This window comes from Mastigocoleus sp. MO_188.B34 (genome assembly GCF_030065675.1).
GTDB lineage: Bacteria > Cyanobacteriota > Cyanobacteriia > Cyanobacteriales > Nostocaceae > Mastigocoleus.
The window spans coordinates 40848-55746 of sequence record NZ_JASJDK010000008.1 but is presented as its reverse complement, the minus strand read 5'-3'; the positions used below and the strand labels follow the sequence as shown (position 1 = coordinate 55746).

Here is a 14899-nt window from a genome sequence, read left to right as displayed (position 1 = left end):
ATTAAATCTCTGCAGTAGATTTTTGTTCATAAATTCTTAATTAGCTATAGGTGCAGATATATATTGTAGGAAAACTACATCAAATTTAGCCTATCGATAACAACTTTTTGCTCTTTTTCACTTTCAGTCATTAGTTAAGTAATACCAAAAAATTGAAATTACATCATAGTTATGAATACTTCAAAAAAACAAATCGATTCAGAAAAACTGACTCCTAGCCAACGCAGTCAAGTTAAACGAGTACCAAAACGTGGAAATTATGAACTTCAGGTAATTTATGACATTTTAGATGAAGCATTAATTTGTCATGTAGGATTTATTGCGAATAATCAACCATTCGTAATTCCCACAGCCTTTGGGAGAGTTGGAGATAAAATTTATATTCATGGTTCTCCTGCAAGTCGAATGTTGCGCTCCCTATCTCAAGGTATCGAAGTTTGCGTTACAGTTACTCTACTTGATGGGTTAGTGCTAGCACGTTCTGCATTTCACCTTTCCATGAACTATCGTTCTGTAGTCATTTTTGGTACAGCAGAAATAGTTAAAGATCCAGAGGAGAAATTGCAAGCATTAGAAGCCTTTACCGAACAGATAATATCTGGGAGATGGGGAGAAGTTAGATCACCCAATAGTGGGGAATTACAAGGAACTTTAGTACTTTCCTTACCTTTAAATGAAGCATCAGCAAAAGTTAGAACGGGAATGCCCATAGATGATGAAGCTGACTATAATTTACCTGTATGGGCGGGTGTTTTACCTTTGAAGCTAGTTGCAGGTCAAGCTATTGCTGACAATCGCTTACTTGAAGGTATGGTTGTACCTGATTATGTGGAAAAATACACTCGCGATCGAGTTAATTCGGTTTCGTAATGGAAAATCAAATAGCAAAAATCGTTTAAAGAGGCTTGCACAATTTAATAATGAGTCTGCTATTTGCTGTTTTATGTAAGTGATAAGTTCTTTTGAAGGATTTTTTAATGCATCAGTTTGAATTAGTAATTTTTGATTGTGATGGAGTATTGGTTGATAGCGAAAGGATAACCAACACAGTTTTTGCACAAATGCTTAACGAGTTGGGATTAAATCTTACCCTTGAAGATATGTTTAATAAGTTTGTTGGTAATTCTATGACGACTTGTCTGGAAATGATTCAAGGTATGTTGGGTAAATCCATACCAAAAACATTTGTCGGTGAATATAAGGTACGAACCAAAAAAGCCCTTGAATCTGAATTACAAGCCGTTGAAGGAATAAAAGATGCTTTAGACAGATTAAATTTACCCTATTGTGTTGCATCAAGCGGCGATCGGGAAAAAATGCAAACAACTTTAGGAATAACAAATTTATTATCTTACTTTGAGGATAAACTATTCAGCGTGACAGAAGTTGCAAATGGAAAACCTCATCCTGATATCTTTTTGTATGCTGCGGAAAAGATGGGATTTAAACCAGAAAAATGTGTAGTTGTTGAGGATACTCCAATTGGAGTTAAAGGTGGAGTAGCAGCAGGTATGACAGTATTTGGTTATGCAAAACTGATGAAACCAGAAAAATTAACAGCAGCTGGTGCTCATATCATTTTTGATGAGATGAAGTTATTACCAGAATTGGTTGAGAATAATTGAGAATAATATTAATTAGGTTCTTTCAGTGTAGTTTCAGGAAATACTACATCTTCATACAGTGCATCCATTTCCCCTTCAAAATTAATACTTTGCAGTTGAAATAATTTTTCTTCTGACGTATAAGACTGCAATACCCAAAGTCCTTCATTATTACGACGAAAACACTCAACCCTTTGACGTTTAGTGTTAATTACAACGTATTCTTGCAAAGTTTCTAATAATTGATAATCTGCGAATTTATCCCCCCGGTCGAAAGCTTCCGTAGAATCAGATAAGACTTCAACGATTAAACAAGGAAATTTTTTAAATGTAGTGTTTTCTTTATCCCGTTCATCACAACTGACCATTACGTCAGGATAATAGTAGCGATTTTGTTTTTCGATTCGGGCTTTCATGTCGGAAATATATACTCGACAACCAGAAACACGCACGCGATCGCGGATGAGTATAGCAAGATTTCCAGCAATGGTAACGTGGGAATCATTAACATCACTCATTTTACGGAGGTAACCGTTAATATATTCATGCTTTCTATCATTTTTTTCCTCGACTTGGAGGTATTCTTCTGGAGTGAGATATAAAGATTGGGTTGAACCTAACACTGTTTGAAGCAGCGAAAAACTATTTTTATTGTAAGTCCATTATGTACTTATTCATTTGAGTATGAGAACAAGATTTTTATAGTAAAAATAAGGAGCTTTTCTTAACCGAAATTATCGATTTAATTTAGAACAGCATTTCCCTTCACAATTACGCTGACTGCGGATACAACCATACATTCCATAACGCTGACTGTGTTTAGATACAGTTGGTATAGCTAATAATTGTAGTGGAATACCTGTTAACTTCCAAAATAATCTTCCACCTGAATGTAAAATATCCCATGCTTCTCCAATGTTTGGTGTTTCCATAAATTCTCTTAATTCACCATAAAATGCTTCCCATTGAGAATTAATAGTTGGGGGATGACATTTATCGTATGCTTTCATCCCCTCCCAATAATTTTCTAAGTGCTTGCTAATAGACATTGTGGATTTAGACTAGATAGCTTATTTTTAGTAACATAAATCTATAGCAAAATGAATCAAAACGATTAAGAACTGGCTGATTGAATCGTTTTGTCTGAATTATTCTCAAAGTTATTCCCAGAATTTTCAACTCCTGTTAACTTATCTAACTTCTGGAGTACAAAATCACATTCTTTTGCATTACTAATCTTAGACAAATAGGAATCTCTTACCGCTAATAAAAAACCTTTAATATTATCTTGTGCGCCCTTCTTGACTAAATCGTCAACTTGTTTAAAGAAATCAGAACGCCATTTACCATTATTATCACCAAGGGCTTCTACAACATACAAACCTGCTAAATACTCGGCTAAAGGATCCAAGCAAAAACGAATTTCGTCTTTAGCGTAACCTATAGTTTGAATCAAATGTAAACGATTTTCTAAATAATCAAGATGCATTTCCGGCTCATCAACACCCATATCTGATAGTGCATCGATCGCATCATTGAGTTTAGCGTTTCCTGGCTGATAATTTTCCTGCAAACATTCCCAAGCGATCGCCTTCATGTCTTGGTGAACTGTGCGATCGTCTAAGTTATCTTCAGTTACGTCGCGGTTAACTTCATTGAGATAACCTAACATTAGGCTAGGAACATTTTCAGGTAACGAATTCTCCTGCTGCATATCAACATTAGCAATCAATTGTTCGGCATAAAGTTTAGCCAGCAAAACAGTAATATTACGCTCGCCAATCATCAAGGAAAGGCGATTACAAGCATCAAAGAACTCTTGGTCTGTAAATTTATCCCGTTTGTCCCGCAGGGTTAAATAAGCTTCCATAAATGAAGACAGCTTATTTGCTTCTATTCGCAGGGGTTTAATGACTGTTTTATTCACCCTTCCCAATTTTTCTTCAATTCGGGAAGTAATTACCAATGCATTGACAGGAAAATCAGGAGATTCTGGTTGAATCGCATCTCGGGTATCAGCACTTAATTCGGAGAAGCGATCGACAATAACTAAAATGCGTCGCTTTCTTAACAAAGGAATCAATAACTCCTCGCAAATTGGCTCTGGTTCGTCAATTAAGGCTTGTAACTGTCCCCGAATTGCTTCCAATAGACGTGATTTATCTTCAACTTCCCGAAATTCCTCTTCTAAGAAGATGGGTAACATCAAATGTTCGCAGAGACGTTTTTCCTTTTCCTCCGCCATTGCCCAGTTAGCAATTTGACAAGCTAAACTAGTTTTACCAATACCGCCTTCCCCATTAACAAGTATGCAAGTGCGCTGTTTTTTGAATGTTGATTGCAAATTTTTCGAAGTTAGTTGGGGAACGGTATTACCTTCAAGAACTACAGGGATAGGAATATAACAGGAGCGATAACTAACAGTATCTTTTTTCGGGAATTGCTCCCGCACAGATTTGATATATTTTCCAACCCAAGCATCAAGTACTTTTGGGTGGTAATGAAACCAACCGACAAATAATACATATCTGAGGGGAACGTTAATGCTGATTAATGGAAGAGAAAAATCTGTGTAGGGTTTCAGGGCATTATTAATTTTTAATAGCCATAATGGTTTTACCCTGAGCATAATCAACCATAGCAATGGTAGCAAAGTAATGTAAGCAGCAATTCCCAAAAGTAATTTATGCTGTAATACCCACTCCGAACCCTTATCGAATAAACGAGTTTCTTTTTCAGCTTTAATTGCATTGAGGGGACGACGTATCCGGACGATTTCTTCTAGGGTAAATTTATTATTTTCGTTTTCTTCCAGAGTTTTTAGAACTGGTTCGAAATCTGATATTACATGGGCTAACTTGCTACTAGAAAGTTTAGCAGCTTCGTCCTGAAAACCTGCGGCGATACCTCCTAAACCTTTAACAGCAGCATGACGTACATAAGATTTTTCATCATCAAGCAATTTAATTAGATTTGGGATTGCGGATGAAGCGTCGCTTCCCATTGCTCCTAAAGCATAAGCAGCATTCAGACGTACTCCAACATTATTATCTTTTAACGCCCCAATTAATGCCGGAACTGCGACTTTAGCTTCTACACCAATTTTTCGTAGTGCTGATGGTGCATAAATTCGTACATATTGTTCCTTATCCTGTAAAGCTGCAATTAATGAAGGTACTGCAGGTTTTGCTGCTTCACCAATATTTCCCAAAGCAATGGTCGCATAAAGTCTAACTTGCGGGTCGTCATCCTGTAATGCTAATGTCAAAGCTTCAACTGCAGGTGCTGCTTCTACACCAATATCGCTTAATACCGAAGCTGCGCGCCAACGTAGGTTACTATCTTCATTTTTCAAAGCTTCAATTAAAGCCCCAACAGCAGGTTCACCGATATTAACCAAAGCATCAGCAGCATCAGTAAATCTGACATTCTTACTTGCTAATTTTTCAATTAAGGGTTCAATCTTTGTGTTCGTAGTGATTTGTGCCCAACTATTTCCAGTCCACAACCAGAATATCATCACAGACAACACAGCTACTTTCAGTGACGCCTTTAGTAATCGCCTGATAGTTTGCGTTCTCATGAAATTGTTAACTCCAGTCATGGGAAAACTGAATACATTGTAATCTGCTTATTGACCTGGTTATTGCGAACCATAGAATTTGCGGGGTTATAAAGTCAGGGTTCAGATTTATATTTTTCTTGATAAACGCCCAAATATAAATAATTTTAGATAGATTTTTAGAATATTTTTCTAGACATTTTGAAAGCATTTGAAAACATTAGTTTTTTAAAAAAAAATATCATAATCGATGCTGAATCATAAAATTTCATTATTATCAATAGTAGATGATTTTCTATTTTAAATAGAAAAATAAACAGATATAATGCTAATTCAATAAATTTAAAAAAACATATTATTTATATTTTGAATTTTAAATAAAGCATAATCTATATAGTATTTAATTTTATTTTCTAATAGAAGTATTTGAATAAATAAAATACTTCTCAATAATGCCAATCAAAAAAATATTATTAACCACTTTTTATATATATAAAATTATATAATCAGTATGTAATTATATACATAGAATTACATACTAGTCTCTGTAGAAAAACATTGGATAATATGGATGAAATCACTGAACCATAGCTATGAAAAGTAACGCTATATTTTAAGTCTCGTCAAATAAAAAGGTGCAATGAGAGGGGTGTATCTACCAACCCATATAAGTTATGAATCAACTTGAAATCCCATCTTGGTGTCAAATTCGTGCAAGCTTTAAAAGTATTTGGGGTTATGAAGATTTCCGCTTTCCCCAAGGTGAAATTATTAATAATTTATTAGCCCATAAAGATGCATTAATTATAATGCCTACAGGTGGGGGAAAATCAATTTGTTTCCAACTTCCAGCATTATTACAAACAGGGTTAACTTTAGTTGTTTCGCCATTGGTTGCTTTAATGGAAAACCAAGTGGCTGAACTACAACAGAAAAAATTACCAGCAGCTCTTTTACACAGTGAATTACCCCCTTGGCAAAGACGAAAAACTTTGCAAGCATTAGAACAACAAAGTTTGAGATTACTGTATTTATCTCCGGAGACTTTACTTAGTCCTCAGGTATGGGAAAAACTGTGTCATCCCCAATTAAAAATTAACGCTTTAATTTTGGATGAAGCCCATTGTCTTGTACAGTGGGGAGATACTTTTCGTCCCGCTTACCGTCGTTTGGGAGCAGTGCGAAAAACATTACAAAAATCAAAACCACCAGGAACAAAGATAAGTTTAGCGGCATTTACAGCAACAGCCGACTTGGAAGCACAAAAAGTTATCCAACAAGTTTTACAATTACAACAACCACAAATTTATCGCCTCAATCCCTATCGCCCTAACCTTCATCCCAAAATTTCCATTGCTTGGACTCCACGATCCAGACAACAACAATTATTAAGTTTTATTAAAGGATTTGTTAGAGGAAAATCTCAACAAGCGGGCTTAGTTTATGTCCGTACAAGGCGAGACAGCGAAGAATTATCCACGTGGCTGCAAAATAAAGGTTACATAACCGCTAGCTACCATGGTGGACTAGATGCAGAGGAACGTCGCAATATTGAAGCAAAATGGTTGAATGGGACAATACCTTTTGTTGTCTGTACTTCTGCTTTTGGTATGGGTATAAATAAACCTGATGTGCGTTGGGTTGCTCATTACCATGCACCATTATTGCTTTCCGAATACGTGCAAGAAATAGGAAGAGCGGGTAGAGATGGGAAACCTGCTCGAGCATTAACTTTAATTAGTGAACCCACAGGATGGCTAGATCCGGAGGACAAACAAAGACAAAAGTTTTTTACCGAAAAAATGCGATCGCAATTATTATCTGCTCAGAAATTGATTAAAAAAATACCAGTTATGGGAGAAGTAAATACTGTTGCTGAGAAATTTACCGAGGGTGAAGTAGTGCTATCACTAATGCACAGCATGGGTAAGTTAGAGTGGCTCGACCCATTTAAATATCGTATAAAAAAGTGTAATTCTTCTGGCTTGTCTACCCAATTAACTGCAGTCAAGCAAACTAATCAATATTTGATGACAAAGCAATGTCGCTGGAAATTCTTGCTAAATGCTTTTGGCTTTAAGGAGCAAGCACAAAATTTACGCTGCGGACATTGTGATAATTGTCGGAGGTAGGGATTGGGGATAGCACGCAGTGCTATCCCCAATCCCTAAAACTGCCTTAAAAACCGTAAGTCGCTGGTATAAACGCGACGAATATCATCTAGTTGGTGTAGTACCATGGCAAAGCGTTCTACACCAAATCCTGCTGCAAAGCCAGTGTAAATTTCCGGATCGTAACCTACGGCTTTAAGTACATTTGGATCGACCATTCCACAACCCATTACTTCTAGCCAGCGTCCGTTCCACTGCAAATCAACTTCGGCTGAAGGTTCGGTGAATGGAAAATAGCTTGCACGGAAGCGAATAGGTAATTCGCCAAACATTTGTTGTAAAAACTCTTTGATCGTGCCTTTGAGATCGGTAAATGTTAGCCCTTCATCTACAGCCAAAAGTTCCAGTTGATGAAATACTGCCGCATGGGTAGCATCTACGTTATCACGACGATAAACTCGCCCAGGAGCAATGATACGAATCGGTGGTTCCTCAGATTCCATAAACCTGATTTGTACCGATGAAGTATGGGTTCGCAGTAAATTCCCGTCCGGAAGATAAAACGTATCTTGCATATCGCGGGCGGGATGGTCTGGCGGTGTATTAAGTGCTTCAAAATTGTAGTAATCTGTTTCCATCTCTGGTCCAGAAGCTACTGTATAACCCAAACCAACAAAAATATCTAGCGCTCGATCAATTATGCCATTGAGGGGATGAATCCGACCTTGGGGACGATAAATTCCCGGCATGGTAACATCTATAGTCTCAGCTTCCAATTGTGCTTGAATTTTTGCTGCTTCTAAAGATTCACGTTGCTTTTCTAAGGCTGCTTGGATCGCTTCTTTTACTGTATTGGCAACTGCCCCAACTTTCGGTCTTTCCTCAGCACTTAATTTACCCATTGTCCGCAACAGTAAACCCAGCTGTCCTTTTTTACCCAGGTAGCTGACCCGTAGTTCCTCTAGGCGTTCGAGATTGTCACTGGCTGCGATCGCACTTTCTCCTTCTTGTCGCAGTGTTAATAATTGAGCCTCTAAGCTGCTGGGCTGATTCGTCATGGGTTCAACTTCAATACAAATTAATTAATAATTATTACTTTCGAACTTTTAGTCCAAAATTAATGATCTACCAACAAGGTCACATTAGTAATATACCTAATCCGTATCAAAAATAATGGAACAGATGCCACCTATTTTAATTACGGTTTGGGAACCAATATAATTTATCTTTCTAGTTGCCAATCCCCATACGACGCTGTAAACACTCACATGTCTGTGCTTACGCATCGCATCGCTTGGCTAAAGCTTCGCGCTATGCTAACCCTAATCGCCAAAATATATTTCCAAAATATATTTTTTTAGATAGGCACTTGTGAGGATAAGCAATAACAACTGACAATAACTCTTAGCTAACGAACATCAAATATCAATTTATAACCATTTAAAAATGAAACTATTAATTAGTAACGATGATGGAGTTTATGCTCTAGGTATTCGTGCTTTAGCAAATACTTTAGCCGAAGCCGGTCATGATGTTACGGTTGTCTGCCCCGATAGAGAGCGTTCGGCAACAGGACACGGACTAACTCTACATCAACCAATTCGTGCCGAAATCATTGAATCAGTATTCCATCCCAGTGTTCGTGCTTGGACTTGTGATGGAACCCCCTCTGATTGCGTTAAATTGGCATTGTGGGCTTTGCTAGATTCTCCGCCAGATTTAGTACTTTCCGGCATTAATCAAGGAGCAAATGTTGGGACAGAAGTTCTTTATTCTGGTACAGTTTCTGCAGCGATGGAAGGGGTAATTGAAGGAATTCCTAGCTTGGCGTTTAGTCTTGCTAGTTATACTTGTGCTGAGTTTCAGCCTGCGGCTGATTTTGCTAAAAAATTAGTCGGTCAATTAGGAGAAAAACCTTTATCAGAACTAATGTTACTCAACATTAATATTCCCCCAATTCCAACCGAAGAAATAGCTGGAGTTATCTTTACCCGCCAAGGAATAAGACGCTATATCGATGTTTTTGAGCGTCGAGTAGATCCCAGAGGAAAAAATTATTACTGGCTAACAGGCGAAGTCCAAGAGGATTTGGAACCACCAGAAAGTTTAGGACTGCCGAAGACTGCACCAGTAGATGTTCATGTAATTGCTAAAAAATATATTAGTATTACCCCTTTGCAATACAATCTCACATACGGGAGCGGTTTAGATAAACTGCTTAAAAATAATATATTTTCGAGTATATTTTAAATCTTTTTTGTTAGTGAAGATTACGTTAAATGCATTGAGGCAAAATTTAAGTTATAAATTAGATCCAATGAAAAAAATATTTCTTAACCCTAACTACAGAAGAAAATTTGTATGTTTCGGAGTCCTAAAAATGTTTTTAGCAAAAAATGCATGAATAATGCATGAATTAAGAAATTTGGATTACCAACCAACGCTTTCTTATCTCACTTGCAACTGGACACCATCAACTTAACACATAAAAAGTAACAATTTTGTATTTATCGCTTGCTTTGCACGGCAAGCAATACTTATGTCTAGAATTGAAAATCAATTTATTGTACATTTTTGGGGCGTTCGCGGCAGCATACCATGTCCAGGTCCACACACTGTCCGTTATGGCGGTAATACCTCTTGCGTTGAAATGCGAGTTGGAGGAAAACGCTTGGTATTTGATTGTGGTACGGGACTACATGTTTTGGGGAAGTCATTACTATCTGAAATGCCTGCAGAAGCTCATATTTTCTTTACCCATTCCCATTGGGATCACATGCAGGGATTCCCCTTTTTTACTCCAGGTTTTGTTAAAGGAAATACTTTTCATATATATGGCGCGATCGCACCTGATGGTTCAACAATAGAGCAGCGCCTTAACGATCAAATGCTTCATCCCAATTTTCCAGTACCCTTGCAGATTATGCAGGCGAATTTATATTTTCGGGATATTAAAGCTGGAGAAGAAATTAAAATAGATGATGTGACAGTAGAAACAGCACCACTTAACCATCCAGGGGAAGCTGTTGGATATCGAGTTAGTTGGAAGGGTGGTACAGCAGTTTATATTACCGATACCGAACATTTCCCCGACCATTTAGATAAAAATGTTTTGTGGTTGGCACGTGATGCCGATATCCTTATTTATGACTCCACTTACACCGACGAAGAATATTACTGTAAAAATTCCCCTAAAATTGGCTGGGGACATTCCACTTGGCAAGAAGCAGTCAAAGTTGCACAAGCTGCGAATGTGAAACAATTGGTCATTTTCCATCATGACCCGGCTCATGACGATGATTTTCTAGATAAAGTTGGAGAAGAGGCAAAAGAAAAATTTTCTGGAGCAATAATGGCGAAAGAAGGTATGGAACTTCAAGTCCATGTATCCTAAACAACTAATATCTTTAGTTATCTATGTTCTGTTTCGCAGTCTGTTATTAACCCCTTTATCAAAAAAAATTTCCTGTTAGTAAGTCAAAAATAGTAGAATTTGCATTCGGAGATATTAGAAATTTTAGATTAGATTGGTGATTGAGGGCTTTAACATTAACTCCTTCAATAACTGAAAAACTAATCCAAAACAAATCTATGGGCGCTAATTCAAACAGAAATACAAATATCCAACCAAAGAGTTTATCCAACCCAAGAAGTTGGTCAGTTCTGTCATGAATTTTTTAACTAATTTACCCTTTTTTGTTTGGATCCAGTAAAAGGGTTACTTGGAAGAGCAAATACTAAAGTGAAAGGAAGTTTTCACTCTAGAAGCTTCTAAATAGTTCTCGAACAAATCTAAAATCTTTGTATCCACGTGCTAAATTTGTCTCAAAATGGGTGTTCTGTGTGGGTTACTTCTTCAACTGAATTGGCGCTAACACCAACATGCCTTGCCCTTGGCAAATTTGACGGCGTTCATCGCGGTCATAAACGGGTGATAGAGCCAATATTACCGACTTCCCAGAACGAAATAAGGGGAGAATGGCAGAGTGGAGGGAAAAAGGAAATTAGTAACATTTATGGTGAAAGCACTTTCACTGCTAATTCAAGCCTTCCTTCTTCTCATACTTATTCTACAGTAGTAACATTTAATCCCCATCCCCAAGAATATTTTACGGGTAAACCTAGAGCTTGGTTAACCCCAATGGAGGAAAAAATTGAACAACTGCGATCGCTGGGTGTGGAGCAGTTAGTGATGTTACCTTTTGACAAAATTTTGTGTGCTTTGAGTCCTGAAGATTTTGTAGAAAGGATTTTAGTGGAACAATTACAGGCTGCTCGCATCAGCGTGGGCGAGGATTTTCGTTTTGGTTCCCGGCGTCGGGGTACAGCCCAAGACTTACAGTTCATTGCTGCAAGGTATAACATTCCTGTCAATATTATTTCTCTGGAAACCCAGGGAAGTACTCAAATAGATAACTCGGGTAAGGAAGAACGTATAAGTACTTCCCTTATTCGAGAAATATTAGCAACAGGGAATATGGAAAAAGCTAATGAACTGCTGGGTCGTTCTTACGCCCTAATTGGTAAAGTTGTTACCGGTGAGCAAATAGGTAGAACGATTGGTTTCCCTACCGCTAACCTGCAAATACCTAAAGATAAATTTTTGCCGCGTAAAGGAGTTTATGCTGTCCGCGTTTCCATTCTGAATGACGTATCAAACAAGTACGAATATCATTGCTTGGGCGTAATGAATATTGGTAGTCGTCCAACTGTAAATGGTGCAAATCTATCTGTAGAAGTACATTTATTTGATTGGGCTGGCGATCTTTATGAGCGAACACTAAAAGTCAGAATGGAGAAGTTTTTACGTCCCGAACAAAAATTTTCCGGTCTTGAAGCTCTAAAAAATCAAATAAAACAAGACTGCATCAACGCAAAAATTTTCTTTGGTAGTGAGTTGTGAGGTTTGAGTGGGAATACTAGGGATTGGCGATAGGGGACTGGCGACTGGGAAAGTAAGAACCTTAAATCCTTACATCCTTAATCTCTAATTCCTAATCGCCAGAGGCTCCGCCGACGCCGCAGGCTCTAGCGGTGTGTTAGCACAGGCGGGGACACGCAGTGCTATCCTTAATCCCTAATCGCCATTACTGCATGAGAGAAAAAATTGACGCCCTCAAACAAAATTTAGCTTTGACTATTGTTGGCAAGAATGATGCTATTCGCTTAATACTAGTAGCTTTGCTTTCTGGCGGTCATGCTTTATTAGAAGACGTTCCTGGAGTGGGCAAAACATTGCTGGCGAAATCTTTAGCGCGTTCTATTGATGGTAAATTTCAGCGCTTGCAATGTACCCCAGATTTATTACCGACTGATATTACCGGTACCAACATTTGGAATCCTAAAAGTGGAGAATTTAATTTTCTCCATGGACCGGTATTTGCTAATGTCTTGCTTGCTGATGAAATTAACCGCGCTACACCTCGTACTCAGTCAGCTTTGCTAGAGGTTATGGAAGAACATCAGGTAACAGTCGATGGGGTTTCTCGTGCAGTTTCCCAACCTTTCTTTGTCATCGCAACACAAAACCCAGTTGAATATCAAGGAACTTTTCCTCTACCAGAAGCCCAAATGGACAGATTTATGATTTCATTAAGTTTGGGTTATCCTTCAGCAGCAGAAGAATTACAAATGCTGCAAAATCTTCAAGGTGAATTCAACGTCAATAATTTACAACCTTGCATTACTCCAGAAGAAGTACAGGAGTTACGTCGAATATGTGCCCAAGTCAAAGTTGAAACAATATTACAGCAATATATTCTCGACCTGGTCAGAACTACCAGATATGACGAGGAAATTACCCTTGGTATTAGTCCTCGCGGTACTGTTGCTTTACAAAAAGCGACCCAAGCCTTAGCTTTTTTATGCGATCGCGATCACGCTATTCCCGATGATGTCAAATATCTTGCTCCCTACGTTCTGTGTCATCGTCTCATACCAAATAACGGGCGCAGCACTAGAAGTGTTATGGAGCGTTTGTTGCGATCGGTTCCGATTCCGTAATGGGTAATTGGTATACGCCTGCGCCTAACGGCGTTAGCGGTAGCGTGGCGTATGACTGGCGTCACGCTCCGCTAAGAGCCCGCCCCTGAGAAGGCGCTGCGCGTTTGGACGCATCCTACGGATGTTCGGCTACGCCGCGTCCAAACGTGGCTTACGCCAGCCACACCCCTCACGTGGCGCAATACCTACGGTACACTACGTTAGCAGCCGCGCGTTCTTAGCGGCATATGGTAATTGGTAATGGCTTGGAATTACAGCATTTTACTAACAAGTACTGCTGTTTGTTTTGAGGAGACGATAGGAATTATTTCGAATTCAGCTAGATCTTGCCACTGCAATATCCATTCCTGCAACAGACACAGATCGTCACATTCCATAAGTTGGAAACAACGCTCTAAGTTTACTTCAACCCAACTATCCAGATATTTTAAGCCTTCTGGCATCATCCGCCCTTTTTCTTGAAATCGGCGGTATATTTCTTTGGTTTTACCGTCCTTAAATCGCTCGATCACCATGAATAGCATATTAAAGAAGGTTTTAAAAAAGATATGAGTTTATGTTATTACGATTTGAGTTTTTTTTTTGCGCTGTAATACACCCTACTGGGAATTGATTTAGTTGACGTTGCGCTACGGCTTACATTAAATCCATCATTAGGTCTGAGTTTTTTTTAAGCAGTAACACACCTTACTTGTGGAGGAAGTTGACTGTTAACATAAACTTTTAAGGATATTTTGAAGTTTAGGGCTAACTAAAAGCAAATTTAGCAAAATATGTAACCCATTTATCGTCCAAAGGTATGAGTCGCAAATATACCATATACATTCGAATATTTACTTACAGGATATATTCATATTGAAATTCAGGAAACAAAAATAGGTTGAAATCCAGACTTATAATAATCAACCATTAACCGACCGAGAAGCAATTATTTGCAGAACAGATGAGTGTGAGGAGGATTGTAGATGTTGAAGCGTAGATATCGCCGAAAGGTAAGACACAAATCTATAGGAATGTTTGTAATAGTCTTAGTCTGGAGTTTAGGAATGGGATGGCTTTTGGCTTTTGCTAATAATGCTTACAGTGCAGTTCCTTCAACGGAAATTGGTACTGTTGATGTTGTTCCGGCAAAACACAAAATAGGTCAGGAACTATACTTAGAAAACTGTTCTAGTTGTCACATTGCCTTACCACCTGCTGTTTTACCTAGCCAAACTTGGAGAAATCTTTTGGAAGATTCCCAACACTACGGCGCAACTCTCAAACCATTGGTAGATCCAGGACGTATTTTGGTATGGAGATATATTTCTACCTTTTCCCGTCCCCACAAAAAAGATGAAAGAACACCCTACCGCGTTAATTCTTCCCGTTATTTCAACGCTCTACATCCCCAAGTAAAATTACCCCGTCCCGTAAAACTTGGTAGTTGTGTTGCTTGTCACCCTGGTGCTAGTGATTACAATTTCCGTCGTCTATCCTCAGAATGGGATAACCCAAAGCAATAGGTGAAGATTTTCTTCTACATCTCATACTTCTATCTTTATTTTTTATTAACCATTGAGTTGTTAAATTTCAAGTAATCAGCTTTCAAATCATCAACGATAAACTCGTACCTTCCC

Annotated in this window: 13 protein-coding genes; 8 read left to right on the top strand and 5 right to left on the bottom strand. The window is 38.2% G+C overall.

Features of this window, described 5'->3' with window-relative positions:
* The first annotated feature begins 171 nt into the window (after nucleotides 1-171).
* Together QNJ50_RS03285 and QNJ50_RS03280 are read left to right on the top strand one after the other, a co-directional pair.
* Nucleotides 172-870: a pyridoxamine 5'-phosphate oxidase family protein gene (locus QNJ50_RS03285; protein ID WP_300631944.1), complete on the top strand. Its 699-nt coding sequence runs from the start codon at nucleotides 172-174 to the stop codon at nucleotides 868-870.
* A 107-nt stretch (nucleotides 871-977) separates the two neighbouring features.
* Nucleotides 978-1625, top strand: a complete 648-nt coding sequence (locus QNJ50_RS03280; protein ID WP_300631943.1) for an HAD family hydrolase — start codon at nucleotides 978-980, stop codon at nucleotides 1623-1625.
* 8 nt (nucleotides 1626-1633) lie between these two features.
* Here QNJ50_RS03280 and QNJ50_RS03275 read toward each other — a convergent pair whose 3' ends face one another.
* The 3 genes from QNJ50_RS03275 to QNJ50_RS03265 all read right to left on the bottom strand — a co-directional run bounded on the left by QNJ50_RS03275 (nucleotide 1634) and on the right by QNJ50_RS03265 (nucleotide 5187).
* On the bottom strand, nucleotides 1634-2227 hold the full coding sequence (locus QNJ50_RS03275) for a Uma2 family endonuclease (RefSeq protein WP_300631942.1): 594 nt from the start codon (nucleotides 2225-2227) through the stop codon (nucleotides 1634-1636).
* A 111-nt stretch (nucleotides 2228-2338) separates the two neighbouring features.
* Complete coding sequence (locus tag QNJ50_RS03270; protein WP_300631941.1) at nucleotides 2339-2653, bottom strand: hypothetical protein; 315 nt, start codon at nucleotides 2651-2653, stop codon at nucleotides 2339-2341.
* Nucleotides 2654-2718: 65 nt separating this feature from the next.
* A complete protein-coding gene (locus QNJ50_RS03265; protein WP_300631940.1) occupies nucleotides 2719-5187 on the bottom strand; it encodes a HEAT repeat domain-containing protein in 2469 nt (822 codons plus the stop codon).
* 653 nt (nucleotides 5188-5840) lie between these two features.
* On the opposite strand from QNJ50_RS03265, the gene QNJ50_RS03260 reads away from it, so the two are divergent.
* Nucleotides 5841-7298, top strand: coding sequence for an ATP-dependent DNA helicase RecQ (locus tag QNJ50_RS03260; protein WP_300631938.1), 1458 nt, complete (start codon nucleotides 5841-5843; stop codon nucleotides 7296-7298).
* A 35-nt stretch (nucleotides 7299-7333) separates the two neighbouring features.
* Here QNJ50_RS03260 and pheS read toward each other — a convergent pair whose 3' ends face one another.
* Nucleotides 7334-8335 carry a phenylalanine--tRNA ligase subunit alpha gene (pheS, locus tag QNJ50_RS03255; protein ID WP_300631936.1) on the bottom strand — a complete coding sequence of 334 codons (1002 nt, stop codon included), beginning with the start codon at nucleotides 8333-8335 and terminating at the stop codon, nucleotides 7334-7336.
* 388 nt (nucleotides 8336-8723) lie between these two features.
* Between pheS and surE the strand changes: the two genes are divergently transcribed.
* The 4 genes from surE (at nucleotide 8724) to QNJ50_RS03235 (ending at nucleotide 13280) form a co-directional block, all read left to right on the top strand.
* A complete protein-coding gene (gene surE / locus QNJ50_RS03250) occupies nucleotides 8724-9527 on the top strand; it encodes a 5'/3'-nucleotidase SurE (protein ID WP_300631935.1) in 804 nt (267 codons plus the stop codon).
* Between the two features lie 289 nt (nucleotides 9528-9816).
* Nucleotides 9817-10671 carry an MBL fold metallo-hydrolase gene (locus QNJ50_RS03245; RefSeq protein ID WP_300631933.1) on the top strand — a complete coding sequence of 285 codons (855 nt, stop codon included), beginning with the start codon at nucleotides 9817-9819 and terminating at the stop codon, nucleotides 10669-10671.
* Nucleotides 10672-11118: 447 nt separating this feature from the next.
* A complete protein-coding gene (locus tag QNJ50_RS03240; protein WP_300631931.1) occupies nucleotides 11119-12180 on the top strand; it encodes a bifunctional riboflavin kinase/FAD synthetase in 1062 nt (353 codons plus the stop codon).
* Nucleotides 12181-12371: 191 nt separating this feature from the next.
* Nucleotides 12372-13280, top strand: a complete 909-nt coding sequence (locus QNJ50_RS03235) for a MoxR family ATPase (RefSeq protein ID WP_300631929.1) — start codon at nucleotides 12372-12374, stop codon at nucleotides 13278-13280.
* Nucleotides 13281-13531: 251 nt separating this feature from the next.
* On the opposite strand, the gene QNJ50_RS03230 is transcribed toward QNJ50_RS03235, so the two are convergent.
* Nucleotides 13532-13795, bottom strand: coding sequence for a DUF3303 family protein (locus QNJ50_RS03230; protein WP_300631927.1), 264 nt, complete (start codon nucleotides 13793-13795; stop codon nucleotides 13532-13534).
* A gap of 450 nt (nucleotides 13796-14245) precedes the next feature.
* Between QNJ50_RS03230 and QNJ50_RS03225 the strand changes: the two genes are divergently transcribed.
* Entirely contained in the window at nucleotides 14246-14785 is a 540-nt protein-coding gene (locus QNJ50_RS03225; RefSeq protein ID WP_300631924.1) for a cytochrome C, read from the top strand.
* Nucleotides 14786-14899 lie beyond the last annotated feature (114 nt).

Bases quoted from the DNA above. Each gene is read 5' to 3' on its own strand.
- QNJ50_RS03285 (WP_300631944.1), top strand. From the start codon at position 172: ATGAATACTTCAAAAAAACAAATCGATTCAGAAAAACTGACTCCTAGC.
- QNJ50_RS03280 (WP_300631943.1), top strand. From the start codon at position 978: ATGCATCAGTTTGAATTAGTAATTTTTGATTGTGATGGAGTATTGGTT.
- QNJ50_RS03270 (WP_300631941.1), bottom strand. From the start codon at position 2,653: ATGTCTATTAGCAAGCACTTAGAAAATTATTGGGAGGGGATGAAAGCA.
- QNJ50_RS03265 (WP_300631940.1), bottom strand. From the start codon at position 5,187: ATGAGAACGCAAACTATCAGGCGATTACTAAAGGCGTCACTGAAAGTA.
- QNJ50_RS03260 (WP_300631938.1), top strand. From the start codon at position 5,841: ATGAATCAACTTGAAATCCCATCTTGGTGTCAAATTCGTGCAAGCTTT.
- pheS (WP_300631936.1), bottom strand. From the start codon at position 8,335: ATGACGAATCAGCCCAGCAGCTTAGAGGCTCAATTATTAACACTGCGA.
- surE (WP_300631935.1), top strand. From the start codon at position 8,724: ATGAAACTATTAATTAGTAACGATGATGGAGTTTATGCTCTAGGTATT.
- QNJ50_RS03245 (WP_300631933.1), top strand. From the start codon at position 9,817: ATGTCTAGAATTGAAAATCAATTTATTGTACATTTTTGGGGCGTTCGC.
- QNJ50_RS03235 (WP_300631929.1), top strand. From the start codon at position 12,372: ATGAGAGAAAAAATTGACGCCCTCAAACAAAATTTAGCTTTGACTATT.
- QNJ50_RS03230 (WP_300631927.1), bottom strand. From the start codon at position 13,795: ATGGTGATCGAGCGATTTAAGGACGGTAAAACCAAAGAAATATACCGC.
- QNJ50_RS03225 (WP_300631924.1), top strand. From the start codon at position 14,246: ATGTTGAAGCGTAGATATCGCCGAAAGGTAAGACACAAATCTATAGGA.